The following is a 13,869-nucleotide window of genomic DNA, read 5'->3' as shown; positions in this document are numbered from 1 at the left end:
CAAGGGGAATCCTTCCCCTTGAATATACTGAGGACAATTACCACCTGATAATATGAACCTCAGGATAAAATAAATTAAAATATAGATTAATTATCTACCTTAAGTAAAAGATGTATTTCAGGGGTTCTCAAGGGGAAGGATTCCCCTTGAATAATTAATGATTTTTGGATAGGAAGGTATATATTAATTTGATGCCACTTATTTATGTTATTGATGATGAGCAGGATATTGTTGATCTTATTGCTTTGCATCTAGAGAGATCTAATTTTTGGGTAGACGGATTTTTAGATGCAACAACTTTTTATCATCAGTTGAATAAAAAAATACCTGATTTAATTATCTTGGATCTTATGCTTTCGGATCAGAGCGGGTTTGAGGTATGTAAATATCTAAAAAAAGAAGATAGATATAGCAATATACCCATTATTATTCTTTCCGCTCTTATGGGGGAAACTGAAAAAATTCTTGGTTTAGAACTAGGAGCTGATGATTATATCACCAAACCATTTTCTCCAGGTGAGATGGTAGCTAGAGTAAAAGCAGTACTAAGACGACAAACCAATAAATCAAGAGAGAATAGAATTATAATGGATGATGATTTTATTATTGAAACAGAAAAGCACAGAGTATTTATCAATAAAAAGGAAGTGCCTCTCACTGCCACTGAATTCAAGATTTTAAGTTTACTGGCTAATAAACAGGGGTGGGTATTTACCCGGGGACAGATACTGGATTATCTCTGGGGTGAAGAAAAGGCTGTTCTGGAGCGCACTATTGACGTTCATATTAAAAATTTACGAGAAAAATTAGGCTTTAAGAGATGTTTGATTAAAAATATAAGGGGAATCGGTTATAAATTAGAACAATGATTAAGTTGCGCTTGCTAAAAAATATACTTGTTTATCTTATTATTATTGTTTTATTTTCAATATTATGTTTAATTTCCCTTTCCTCGTTTATCAAATCTCAATATATCAACAGCAAAATTAAAGAACTTACCGATCTTTCCTCCACTATACAAACAGTTATAGAACCTCTTTTCGAACAGGAAAACTGGCTAGAATTAGAAAATCTTATTAAAGAGATATTTAACCAGTCAGAGACAAGGATATCAATTATCCTCACTGATGGCAAAGTAATAGCTGAAACATTTAAGGATTTATCAGAGATGGAAAGTCACTTCAACAGACCAGAAGTAAAAGTAGCTTTACAGGGGGAAATAGCACACAGGATAAGATACAGTAGCACCACAAAAGAGGATATGCTCTATGTCGCGATTCCTGTTTTTATTGAAAATAATCTTAAGGCAATTATCAGGTTAAGTACCTTTTTAGAAGAACTAAATTTTATTTTAAGCAGACTAAGAAATATGATAGTTCTTGTTAGTGTTCTGATGATTTTGCTATCAATGGGGATTGCCTATCTAGTTGATCATAAAACCAAAAGAACCATGAAGGAATTGATCCAGGGATTCCGGGAAGTGGGAGAAGGCCATCTGGAAACTAGAATTTTATTACCTTCCAGAGAGCCAGAAATCAATGAACTTATTAATCAATTTAACAGGATGACTGTAAAGCTAAGCCAGATTATACGAGGATTATCACAACAGAGAGAAGAATTAAGTAGTATCATCGCTTCCGTTCCCAGTGGCATCGCCCTGGTAGATGAGGAAGGAAGGATTATTTTAAGTAATAGTCATTTTGATAAAATATTCTCCTCCTATTCTTATGATAGTAAAGATAAGTATTTTTGGGAGATATTGAGAGAAAATAAATTGAATCAAAAGGTAAGTGAATTAATAGAAAAGAAAAGGAATTTTAGCACTGAGTTTGAATTAAATGGAAACATTTATCTGGGCAAGGGAACTTATCTGGACCAAAAGAGTAAGTCTGTTCTGGTTTTGTATGATATAACCACCTCCAGAAAATTAGAGCAGTTGAAAAAGGAACTGGTAACCAATATTTCTCATGAATTAAGGACACCTCTTACCTCTATTAAAGGGTATCTGGAGACCTTAAAAGGTGCTAGTGCCAGGGATAGAGAAAAATATCTCTCCATTATCAAAAGAAATTTAGAAAGAATTATTAATATGGTTAATGACCTTCTTTTTTTATCTGAGTTAGAAGATAAAGAAGGCAAAGTGCATCTTGAGAAGGTGGATTTAGGTGAGATAGTAGTTAATATGCATAAAATTTTTGCACTTTCTCTAAAAGATAAAAACCTGAGATTTAATATTAATATCCCGCTCGATTTACCCAAGATTGAGGCTGATCAGTTTAAAATTGAGCAAATGTTTATTAATTTGATTGATAATGCAATTAAATTTACCGACAAGGGTGGTATAACTATTTCTCTGGAATTAATTACTGAGCAGAGGATAAAAATAGAAGTTGCCGACACCGGTATTGGATTAAAAAAAGAAGAGCTAAGCCGTGTTTTTGAACGCTTTTATGTAGCAAATAGAGCAAGATCACGAAAAGAAGGGGGAACAGGGTTAGGGCTTTCCATCGTTAAACATATTGTACTATTACATCAGGGCGATATAGAAATTGACAGTCAGCCAGGCTTAGGTACTAAAGTAAAGGTTATCTTGCCTATTAATCCTATCTTATCTTAAAAAATTAAGTAATTAGATATTTTTCCTTTACTTTAAAGGTGAAGGGTAAAAAGAAAAAAGAATTTTTTAAAAAATATTAAAATTAACCAAAAATTAACAATCTATTTATATATTATTAACAAACCTCCTTTATTTTATAATTAAAAGAATAGATGTAAAACATCTAAAAAAAGGAGAGAAAAAATGAAAATCTCAAAAAAATCAAATTGTATTTTTCTGGCATTTATCACACTTCCTTTCTTACTAATAAGTTTTGGTATTCTTGCTTCTGAAAAAGTAATTGTTATAAAAGGTTCTACCACTGTGCTTCCTATTGCCCAACCATGTGCCGAAGTCTTTATGGATCAAAATCTGGATATTGATATATCAGTACAGGGTGGTGGATCAGGTGTAGGCATTGTTTCTCTTATTGATAGTACCTGTGATATTGGAAATTCTTCCCGGCCAGCAAAAGAGGAAGAGATTAAGATAGCTCAGGAAAAAGGAGTAGAAATCTACGCTAACATTATTGCCAGAGATGCCATTGCAGTTATCGTAAATCCCGTTAATCAGATTGATGGATTAACTCTGGACCAGATTAAGGATATTTATACCGGAAAAATTTCTAACTGGTCAGAAATTGGGGGAACCAACCAAGTGATTGTAGTTGTCTCCAGAGATTCCGCCAGTGGCACTTTTGAAGCTTTTAATGAATTAGCTTTACAGAAAGATAAGTTGAGAGCCGATGCCCTTATGCAATCATCCAATGCTGCTGTAGCCACTACTATTGCTAATACTTCTGGTGCCATAGGCTATGTGGGTTTAGGATATGTTACCGATAAGGTTAAAGCTATAAAGATTAATGATATTATACCCAGTAAGGAAACAGTTAATGCAAATTTATATCCCTTAGCCAGACCATTGTTTATGTATACCAATGGTCAACCTGAGGGGATAGCAAAAGAGTTCCTTGATTTTGTATTAAGCGCAGAAGGACAGAAATTAGTGGAAGAAAATGGATTTCTTAGTGTTCAGTAGCTGATATTATAATAAAATTATTAGCTAAATATACCAGACAGGGGAAATGATATATACCCTATCCGGTTGTTGGCTTATAAAATTAATAAATATTTTGGAAAAAGAGATAATCATATCAATGTATAAAGAGAAAGAGAAAATAATTAGATGGGTATTTTCTATATTAGCTTTTTTTTCACTATTCTTTCTGGTAGGAATTACTATCACTTTATTCACTTCTGGATTACCAGTTTTTAGGGAAAAAGGAATCCTGGAATTTATATTGGGTAAGGAATGGTATCCTACTTATAATCCACCTAATTTTGGTATTCTTCCTTTAATTATGGCTTCTTTCCTGGTCACCATTGGGGCGGTAATGATATGTGTACCATTAGGTGTAGGCAGTGCACTTTTTATCAATGAATTAGCTAATCATTGGCAGAAGGCTATCTTGAAACCTATCATTGAAATCTTAGCCAGCATACCTTCTATTGTTTATGGATTTTTTGGTATGGTTCTGGTTGCACCCTATTTACAAAAAATCTTTCACCTTCCGGTAGGACAGACTGCCTTTACCGGTAGTTTGATATTAGGAATTATGGCTACTCCTACTGTGTGCAGTATTTCTGAAGATGCTTTAAGTTTTGTACCTCAGAGTTATCGTGAAGCTTCTTTAGCTTTAGGAGGTAATAGATGGCAAACCCTAACCAGGATAATTATCCCAGCAGCTGGTTCGGGGATTTCTACAGGAATTATACTGGGTATGAGTAGGGCAATTGGGGAAACCATGACCGTCTTGATGGTTACTGGCGGAGCGGCAATTATCCCCACTTCTTTCTTTCAACCGGTAAGACCTATGACTGCTACTATTGCTGCAGAGATGGGAGAGGCAGTGGTGGGCAGTATCCATTACCATGCATTATTTGCCATTGGCTTGGTTTTGTTTTTGATTACCTTATTGTTCAATATTATTGCTGAAATAGTCAGTCGGCGCTATCGCTTAAAATTAGGTCTGGGAAGGTAAAATTATGAATAATAAGATTAAACAGCAATTTGGATTTTTTTTGCTCTTTCTTTGTATCTTGATTACAATCTTTTTTTTAGGTTTAATTTTATATTTCGTAATAGTTCAGGGAGTTGGTGTATTATCCTACGAATTCCTGACTCAGGTGCCTAAAAGATCTATGACTGCTGGCGGAGTAGCTCCGGCTATTGTGGGAACTTTTTATCTTACCTTGGGAGCCATGATTTTTGCTATTCCCCTGGGAGTATCTTGTGCCATATATTTAAGTGAATACAGCCCACAGAGTGTTGTTATTAATATAATTAGAATTAGTATTAATAATTTAGCAGGAGTGCCCTCAGTAGTATTTGGTTTGTTTGGATTAGCTGTCTTTGTCAAATATTTAGGATTTGGAGTATCCATCTTATCTGGTTCTTTGACTCTAGGGATCATGATATTACCAGGTATTATTTCCGCAACACAGGAAGCACTTTTAGCGGTACCTCAATCATATCGGGAGGCATCACTGGCTCTGGGTGCTACTTTATGGGAAACAATAAGAAAAGTGGTTTTACCCAGTGCTTTACCTGGTATCTTAACCGGTATAATACTGAGTATTGGCAGGGTTGCTGGTGAAACTGCACCAATTATGTTTACCGCTGCCACTTTCTATACCCGTGGATACCCTAATTCCATCTTCTCTGAAGTAATGGCTTTACCTTATCATATCTATGCCTTGATGACAGAAGGGGTACATCCAGAAGTTCAAACCAGAATCGCTTATGGATGTGCTCTTATATTATTAATTTTGGTTCTATCAATGTCTACTCTGGCCATTATGTTGAGACAGAGACAGAGGGGTCATACTTATTATGGAATCTAAAACTAAGATAGAAGTAAAGGATCTTTCCTTTTATTACGGTCAGAATCAGGTATTAAAAAAAATTAATCTTGGTATCTTTAAAAAAAGGATTACCGCTATTATTGGCCCTTCAGGTTGTGGTAAAACTACTTTAATTAGAATGTTTAATAGAATGAATGACTTGGTTCCCATAGGCAGGCTGGAAGGAGTTATCCTCTTAGATAAAGAAGACATTAATGATCCCAAAACTGATGTAGTAGAAATTCGACGTAGAGTAGGAATGGTATTTCAAAAACCAAATCCTTTTCCCAAAAGTATTTTTGATAACGTTAGCTATGGATTAGAAGTCAACGGCATTAGAGATAGGAGAAAGAAAGAAGAAATTGTGATACAATCTTTAAAAAAAGCTGCCATCTGGGAAGAAGTAAAAGATCGTCTTAATGAAAGCGCTTTAGGATTATCAGGAGGACAACAACAACGCCTCTGCATTGCTCGTTGTCTGGCAGTTGCTCCAGAAGTATTATTATTTGATGAACCTTGTGCCAGCCTGGATCCTATCTCTACTCAAAAGATTGAAGAACTGATAACAGGGCTAAAGAAGGAGTATACTATAGTTATTGTAACTCACAATATGCAACAAGCTGCTCGGGTGTCAGATTATACAGCATTTTTATACCTGGGAGAATTAATTGAATTTGGTGAGACGGAAAAATTGTTTACTATTCCCAGGAATAGGATGACTGAGGCTTATCTAACTGGTAAATTTGGTTAAATTAAAGAAGTCATTGTTATAATCTTTCTATTGAGTGCTATGTTTAGTATTAAAAATGAGGGACAATGATGTTAGAAGAACGCATCAGACTATTAAAACGGGAATTAATAGAATACGCTACTCTAGCTGAAAATATGGTGGCAAAAGTAGTTAAAGGGCTTTTGGAAAAGGAAAAGGATTATCTCCTGGAGGTCATGGAAAAGGATGAACCAAAGACAGACCGATATGAAATTAATTTGGATGAAAAATGTATCTGGATTCTTGCTCAATTCCAACCCATGGCTGTTGATTTAAGGACTATCCTGATGATGTTAGAAATTAATAGAGATTTGGAAAGAATCGGGGATCTATCGGCAAGTATGTCTCGAAGCGCCCTTTTTCTTATTGAGAGACCGCAGGTAAAACCATATATTGATATTCCCAGAATGGCTGATATTGTCCAGGGTATGATAAAAGGAAGTGTAAATGCCTTTATTGAAAATGACTCCCTACTTGCCCGAGAGGTATTTCAGCGGGATAAGATAGTAAATGCCTTAAGAGATCAGATAATCAGGGAACTCCTTACTTTTATGAGCTCCGATCCAGCTACTATAGAGAGGTCTTTCCATTTAATCTCTCTTGCTTTAGATTTAGAACGAATGGGAGATCATGCTACCAATATCTGTGAAGATGTGGTATTTATGGTAGAAGGAGAAGTGATTAAACATCAGTATGATAAAAACAAAGGAACATAGGTAGTCTTAATAATTGTTATTCTATTTTTAATATCTCCAATAAACATTGCTGGACTTTATCTTTGGGGCAAATGAATTGTTTTTTGATTGGCTTTTTATCCAAATCCCTGAGCATAGCAGGTATAGGAAGATCCGTATAGTTACTTAACTTCTGCAACAGAATAAATTCTTCTTTCTTATGGTCTCTGACTTCTCCTATTAAGGCAGTTAAAACAGCCTTATTAAATTTAAAGGGTGTTGCAGTGGCAGTGATAACTGTTTTGGTTTTTTGGGTACTTATTCTTTGATAGCCAGTAAATACTTTTATCCCTACTGCAGTATGCGGATCAACAAGGTAATGATACTCGTGATATACTGATTTAATAGTGGATAATGTTTCAGTTTCATCGGCAAAGCTAGCAAAAATTATTTCCCTCATCTTGTTTTTTAACGATTCTTCCAGAATAAACATTCCCTTTTCCCGAAGATCCTTCATCAATTTAACAATGAATTCACCCTGACGACCTGAAATCTCAAAAAGAAATCTTTCTAAATTATTAGAAATAAGTATATCCATAGAAGGACTGATAGTGGTGACCAGTGGTCTATTTATATCATAGACTCCTGAATTAAAGAAGTCTGTCAGCACCTTATTGATATTTGAAGCACAAATTAATTTTTCTATAGGCAAACCCATTTCTTTAGCATACCAGGCTGCTAGGATATTACCAAAATTTCCGGTCGGTACTACAAAATTGATTGTTTCATTATGCCGAATATGCTTTTTCCGTAAAAGATATAGATAAGCATAGAAATAGTAAACTATTTGCGGGAAGAGTCGCCCCCAATTGATGGAGTTAGCAGAAGAAAATTCAAATCCTTTTTTCTCCAGCATACGGCAAAAATCCGCATCAGTAAAGATTTGTTTTACCGCATTTTGACAATCATCAAAATTACCCTCTAGAGCAATGACATGGGTATTATTCCCTTCAGTAGTAAGCATTTGCCATTCCTGGACTCTGCTCACCTTTTGAAAGGGAAAATAAACTACGATCTGAATCCCTGGTATATTTTTAAATCCTTCCAAGGCTGCCTTACCGGTATCACCGGAGGTAGCTACCAGTATCAATAGCTGATTATTGATAGAAAGTTTTTTTATAATCAAAGATAAAATAAGGGGGAGCGCTTGTAGGGCTATATCTTTGAAGGCACCGGTTGGTCCATGAAAAAGCTCCAGCAAAAATAATTGATCATTCAATCTGGTAAGTGGTGTGATTTCTTCGGTTGTAAAGTTTTCTTTATGGTAGGCTTGATGAACTATCTGGGTGATTTCCTTTTCAGAAAAATCATCAGCTAAGAATAATTGAAAAATCTTCTGAGCTAATTGGGTATATGATAAATTCATCCAGCTGTCAAGTTGTTGGTGAGAAATAGCTGGAATTTCTTTCGGTATAAAAAGCCCCCCCTGGGGCACCATTCCACTTTTAATTGCCTCAATCCCGGAGACTGCTTTAATATTGTCCCTGGTGCTAATATATTTCATGATTATTCTTAATTACCTCTATTTCCTTTTTTCTTCCTTTGTTGCAAAAAAGGGTACCTGATTGTTTTATGGTCAACTGATTTAAATTATGTCTTACATTATAATAAAAAGATACAGAGGGAACAAGGATAAAAGCAAAGTTTTTAAAAGGCTAATCTTGTTCTAGTCATACGAATGTTTTAATAGTTAAGAGTAAACCGAATCTATTTGCTACAAGTTTATAACTTTAGATGTCTGTTTTGCAATTTTTAAATAATCAACAAAAAATGTTAGTGGTAGAGCATCTCTTGCAAAATTGAATTTAATGGAATAATATTTAGTTGGATTATCATGAATTAATCACATTTCATTCTTTAAAAAAGAACAGGAGTAAAAAAATAGTGAAAGTTTTTCCTCCAGATGTTTTAATTGAAACCGATGCTATTGCTGTAAAGAATTAATGAGTAGATATCGCCAGGAGAAAACAAGATGAATGTTAGGGAATTATCAGAAAAATACCAGAAGGAAATTATTGCTTTAAGAAGAGAATTTCATCAAAATCCGGAACTCAGCTGGCAAGAGGTTAAAACTTCTAACAGAGTTAAAGAAGAATTAAAGAAAATAGGGATTGAAGGAAAAAGAGTTGCCGATACAGGAGTTGTAGGATTAATTAAAGGAAGAGAAGGTAAAAAGGTAGTTGCTCTAAGGGCAGATATGGATGCTTTGCCAGTTCAGGAAGTAAACAATGTGTCTTACCGCTCCCAAAAGGATGGTGTCATGCATGCTTGTGGACACGATGGTCATACTGCTATGCTTTTAGTTGCTGCCAAAATTTTATGGGAATTAAAAGACCAGTTTGAGGGAACAGTCAAATTAATATTCCAACCGGCAGAAGAGCTTATCCAGGGAGCTAAAAAGATGTTAGAGGAGGGGGTATTAGAAGGAGTCGACTCGATTTTAGCTATTCATATCTGGTCTGACCTTCCTTCCGGAAAGTTTTCTCTGGAAGCGGGTCCTCGCTTTGCGGCAGGAGATCGATTCAAAATTACGGTAACAGGAAAAGGAAGTCATGGTGCGATGCCCCATATGGGTATCGATGCCATTGTAGCGTCTTCAGCTATAATCATGAATTTACAAACTATTATTAGCCGGGAAGTCGATCCCCGGGAACCGGCAGTAATAAGTATAGGAAAAATTAAGGGAGGCGGTAACTTTAATGTTATTTCTGATCAGGTAGTAATTGAAGGAACTACCCGAAGCTTTAATTATCATCTCCAAAAAAAATTTCCCTTGCTCATGGAAAGAATTATAAAACATACTGCCTCTTCATTTAATGCCCAGGCTGAACTTGAATATATAGAAGGGGCGATGCCCTGCGTCAATGATCCTATGATTTCTAAAATTGCTCAGACGAGCTTAACTAAATTATATGGAGATAATATAATTATTCCCTATCATAAGACTACTGCCACAGAAGATTTCTCCTTTTTCCTTCATAGAGTACCTGGTGTCATTGCATTTCTGGGGACGGCTAATAAAGATAAAGATATTATCTTTCCTCATCACCATAAACAGTTTAATATTGATGAAGATGTTTTATCAGTTGGAACATCTTTATATGCCCAGTTTGCCATTGATTTCTTAAATAAATAAAAACATAATATAGAGGTGGTTAAATGTTGGACTATACAGACATTGTCCAGGCTTATGAAAAAATAACGAAATATAAAAATCCTACCTTCTTGCAATACTCAGGTACCTTGAGCAGTATGACCAATAGTCAGGTATTTTTCAAACCAGAAAACTTACAGCTTACCGGTTCCTTCAAGCTTGGTGGAGCGATGAATGTAATGATGAACTTAATTAAGAAAGAGAAGAATAGAGGTGTGGTAACCTGTTCAGCTGGTAATTGGGCCCAAGCAGTGGCTTATGCTGCTCGCTTATTTAATATAAGATCAGTTATTGTTATGGCAGAACAGGCCTCTCCCATTAAAATAGATGCCACTAAAGGATATGGAGCGGAAGTGGTAATCTTTGGAAAAAATTCTAATGATGTAGCCACTAAGGCAAGAGAAATTGCCCAGCAGGAAGGATTAACCTTTTTAAGTCCTTTTGAAGATGAAGATTTAATTGCCGGTCATGGAACGATTGGGCTGGAGATTTTAAAAGAGAAACCGGATGCTGAGACAATTTTTTGTCCGGTGGGAGGTGGAGCTTTTATTTCTGGTATTGCCCTGGCCATAAAAGAGAAAAATCCTAAGGTAAAGATTATCGGTGTGGAACCTTTAAATGCTAATGCTATGTGGCTTTCCCTGCAGGAAAATAGGATTGTGGAGAAAGAGCATGTTGATACCATTGCTGATGGATTGGCTTTAAAGAAACCTGGAGAAAAACCATTTCAAATAGTTCAAAAATATGTTGATGATATTGTGCTGGTTAATGAAGATGAAATTAAAAAAGCAGTGGTTTTTCTGTTAGAGAGAGCAAAGTTATTAGTGGAGCCATCAGGAGCAGTTTCTGTTGCAGCTATTATGGCTGACAAGTTTAGTATAAAAAACAAGAAAACCGTGGCTATCCTTAGTGGAGGAAACCTGGATCTGGATAAACTGGTAAGCTTAATTTCTAATGGCAAATAAGATATAATAAAATAGTAAATAGTAAAATCAAATCCTGATAACAAAATAAAAAAAGGAGGAGGTTTCAGATATGGCTAATAAGAAAACCCGTCTAGATTTCTTGGAGATGAAAAAGAAAGGAGAACAGGTAGCGTGGATTACCGCTTATGATTTCCCAATGGCCTCTTTTGCCGAACAGGCTGCTATGGATATGATCCTGGTAGGTGATTCGCTGGGTATGGTAGTCTTGGGCTATCAGGGTACTGTTCCGGTTACCATGGAGGACTGCATCTCTCATTGCCAGGCAGTCCGGCGTGGTGCACCCCATACCTTCTGTATCGGTGATATGCCCTTTCTTTCTTATCAGGTCTCCTGTGAAGAGGCGGTAAGGAATGCCGGCCGTTTCTTAAAAGAAGCGGATATGGATGCCGTAAAATTAGAAGGGGGACAAAGAGTCTGTAACCAGATTAAAGCTATTGCTGATGCTGGTATCTTAGTCATGGGACATATCGGCTTAACTCCACAAAGTTCAGGTCAGTTAGGTGGTTTTAAAGCACAAGGCCGGGATGCAGCGAGCGCCCGGGAGCTGATTAAAGATGCCCTTTCTATCCAGGAAGCAGGAGCCTATGCCCTGCTCTTAGAGGCTGTTCCACCAGAGCTAACCACCTTCCTAACCAAAAAGCTCGCTATTCCTGTTTATGGCATAGGTGCCGGAGGACCTTGTGATGGACAGCTATTAATCTGTGGAGATATGCTCGGTCTCTTCCAGGCCTTCACCCCTAAGTTTGTCAAAAAATATGCCAATGTAGCAGAAGTGGAAATAAATGCCTTTAAGGAATATGTGAAAGAAGTAAAAACCGGTGTCTTCCCCTCAGATGAACATTGCTACCATATTTTAAAGGGAAAAGAAGAAGAGTTTTATGAGATGTTAAAGGAGTTTGAATAATCCATATTTCTATATTAAATTAAGGTATTTAATAAAACAGCATTTATAGAAAATTAGAACAATAGAGACAAATAAGGAGTAAGAGAAGAAATGACATTAAAGGAACTGATTGAACAGGGTTTTTATCCTAAAAATGATCTTAATTGTGCTGAGACCATTCTTTACGGGGCGAATCAAGTTTATAATCTTGGTTTATCTAGGGATTGCTTGAGATTATCTGCTGCCTTTGGAGGAGGAATGGGTACTGAAAATGTGTGTGGTGTAGTAACTGCTTCTGTTATGGTGCTCGGCTACCTGTTTGTGAAAGATCATGCTCACCAAAACCCTGAAATTAAAGATATATGTAAAGAATTATTCGAACTTTATACTAAAAAATTAGGTGATTTTGATTGTAAACCATTAAAAGATAAGTATCGTACAGAAGAAAAGAAGTGCTTTGATGTGATTCTAAAAGGAGCTGAAATTTTAGATTATATTATTAGTAAGGAAAAGAGAAAAAGAGAAAGGCAATGAATCCTATCAGACCCTTGGTAATTATTGGAGCAGGTCCAGCTGGAATAATGGCAGCCATAACTGCGGCTAATAGGGGAATTAAAGTTTTACTATTGGAAAGGAAAAATCATATAGGAGGAAAGATTTCGGTCACAGGTGATGGTAAAGGTAATCTTACCAATATTAATCTTAATTTATCTCACTATCATAGCTGCTTCTCGGAATTTGTTCTGCCTGCCTTAACAGGGTTTGATTTTTCCAGGACCAGGGAGTTTTTTGAAAAACTTGGTCTAAAATTTTATATTGACCATGAAGGTAGGGCGTTTCCCTATTCCCGAGAAGCCTTTATTATTCAAAAATTGTTAGCAGCAGAGCTAAGGCGGTTAAAAGTAGAAATTATTACCGGTGTTGATATTCAGGAAATAAGAAAAATCGGTTCTACCTTTGAAATTATTTTGAAACACTCGCCTTCCTTTTATGCGCACACAATAGTACTTGCTACTGGTGGTTTCGCAGCACCTCAATTGTGCGCCACTGGAGACGGTTATCGTTGGGCGAAAAAATTAGGTCATCACCTGGAGCCACAATTTCCTTCTTTGGTACAATTAACTACCAATCTTGTCCATGGTAATTTCTTGAATAAATTGAAATTAGCTGAGGTAATGATTACTCTACTGGTGAATAATCAAGTAAGGGCAAGCGAAAGTGGAGGTTTACTTTTTATACCACATGGTATCTCGGGGACAGCCATATTCTCCCTTAGTCGTCTGGCTAGTGAAGCACTCGCTCAGGACAAAGAAGTCGCAATTAGGATTAATTTTATGCCCGATTTAACTGGTGAAGAATTGAAAAAATATTTCTCGGGAAAAACGAAAAGCGATTCACAAAAACCGGTAATCCTTTTATTGCAGGGTATTTTACCAGAAAAGCTGAGTCAATTTATACTTAGGGCATTAAATATGGAATTTGATTTAGCGGTAGGTAGTATCTCAGAAAACAAAATTCAAAGTATTATAGATAATATTATCAATTTCTATCTTCCTATAACTGGAACCCAATCCTGGAAATATGCTCAGGTCACCTGTGGTGGTATATCCGTTAAAGAAGTTAATTCCAAGACCATGGAATCGAAAATTGTGTCAAATCTATATTTTGCTGGAGAAATACTTGATGTTGATGGTGATTGCGGTGGTTATAATCTGCAGTGGGCTTGGAGTTCTGGTTATCTGGCTGGTAAATCAGCTGCCGATAAAGCTTAAATAAAAAAGAAAAAACATTTTTAAAATCCTCTCTTTCTTGATTGACAGGAAGAGGGGATTTGTTTTAATATA

General features: G+C 36.0%; 13 protein-coding genes. 12 read left to right on the top strand and 1 reads right to left on the bottom strand.

All coding sequences use genetic code 11. The features are described from left to right. Positions 1-191: 191 nt before the first annotated feature. The 7 genes from PHD84_02750 to phoU all read left to right on the top strand — a co-directional run bounded on the left by PHD84_02750 (position 192) and on the right by phoU (position 6,984). Entirely contained in the window at positions 192-869 is a 678-nt protein-coding gene (locus PHD84_02750; protein ID MDD5636723.1) for a response regulator transcription factor, read from the top strand. Between the two features lie 5 nt (positions 870-874). Continuing rightward, positions 875-2,617, top strand: coding sequence for an ATP-binding protein (locus PHD84_02745; GenBank protein MDD5636722.1), 1,743 nt, complete (start codon positions 875-877; stop codon positions 2,615-2,617). Positions 2,618-2,800: 183 nt separating this feature from the next. Next, entirely contained in the window at positions 2,801-3,634 is an 834-nt protein-coding gene (locus PHD84_02740) for a phosphate ABC transporter substrate-binding protein (GenBank protein MDD5636721.1), read from the top strand. A 118-nt stretch (positions 3,635-3,752) separates the two neighbouring features. Then, entirely contained in the window at positions 3,753-4,637 is an 885-nt protein-coding gene (pstC, locus tag PHD84_02735; protein MDD5636720.1) for a phosphate ABC transporter permease subunit PstC, read from the top strand. A 4-nt stretch (positions 4,638-4,641) separates the two neighbouring features. After that, positions 4,642-5,499 (top strand): phosphate ABC transporter permease PstA, encoded by an 858-nt coding sequence (gene pstA, locus PHD84_02730; GenBank protein ID MDD5636719.1) that lies wholly within the window; start codon positions 4,642-4,644, stop codon positions 5,497-5,499. Beyond that, positions 5,489-6,250, top strand: a complete 762-nt coding sequence (gene pstB, locus PHD84_02725; protein MDD5636718.1) for a phosphate ABC transporter ATP-binding protein PstB — start codon at positions 5,489-5,491, stop codon at positions 6,248-6,250. The genes pstA and pstB overlap by 11 nt, the downstream gene beginning before the upstream one ends. A 65-nt stretch (positions 6,251-6,315) precedes the next feature. Continuing rightward, positions 6,316-6,984, top strand: a complete 669-nt coding sequence (gene phoU, locus PHD84_02720) for a phosphate signaling complex protein PhoU (GenBank protein MDD5636717.1) — start codon at positions 6,316-6,318, stop codon at positions 6,982-6,984. A 16-nt stretch (positions 6,985-7,000) separates the two neighbouring features. Here the strand turns inward: phoU and thrC are convergent, their stop codons facing one another. Then, positions 7,001-8,506: a threonine synthase gene (gene thrC, locus PHD84_02715; GenBank protein MDD5636716.1), complete on the bottom strand. Its 1,506-nt coding sequence runs from the start codon at positions 8,504-8,506 to the stop codon at positions 7,001-7,003. Positions 8,507-8,974: 468 nt separating this feature from the next. On the opposite strand from thrC, the gene PHD84_02710 reads away from it, so the two are divergent. From PHD84_02710 to PHD84_02690, 5 genes are all read left to right on the top strand, one after another. Next, positions 8,975-10,138 (top strand): M20 family metallopeptidase, encoded by a 1,164-nt coding sequence (locus PHD84_02710; GenBank protein ID MDD5636715.1) that lies wholly within the window; start codon positions 8,975-8,977, stop codon positions 10,136-10,138. A gap of 23 nt (positions 10,139-10,161) precedes the next feature. Then, entirely contained in the window at positions 10,162-11,121 is a 960-nt protein-coding gene (locus PHD84_02705; GenBank protein ID MDD5636714.1) for a threonine/serine dehydratase, read from the top strand. Between the two features lie 70 nt (positions 11,122-11,191). Beyond that, positions 11,192-12,046: a 3-methyl-2-oxobutanoate hydroxymethyltransferase gene (gene panB, locus PHD84_02700; protein ID MDD5636713.1), complete on the top strand. Its 855-nt coding sequence runs from the start codon at positions 11,192-11,194 to the stop codon at positions 12,044-12,046. A 90-nt stretch (positions 12,047-12,136) separates the two neighbouring features. After that, the gene (locus PHD84_02695; protein ID MDD5636712.1) at positions 12,137-12,559 is read left to right on the top strand and encodes a C-GCAxxG-C-C family (seleno)protein; all 423 of its coding nucleotides are present in this window, start codon (positions 12,137-12,139) and stop codon (positions 12,557-12,559) included. Continuing rightward, on the top strand, positions 12,556-13,797 hold the full coding sequence (locus PHD84_02690; protein ID MDD5636711.1) for an NAD(P)/FAD-dependent oxidoreductase: 1,242 nt from the start codon (positions 12,556-12,558) through the stop codon (positions 13,795-13,797). The genes PHD84_02695 and PHD84_02690 overlap by 4 nt, the downstream gene beginning before the upstream one ends. Positions 13,798-13,869: the final 72 nt, after the last annotated feature.

The sequence above is a fragment of the Atribacterota bacterium genome (assembly GCA_028717805.1).
Lineage (GTDB): Bacteria > Atribacterota > Phoenicimicrobiia > Phoenicimicrobiales > Stramentimicrobiaceae > Stramentimicrobium.
The sequence above is the reverse complement of the archived record's forward strand: the minus strand, read 5'-3'. Positions and strand labels throughout refer to the sequence as shown.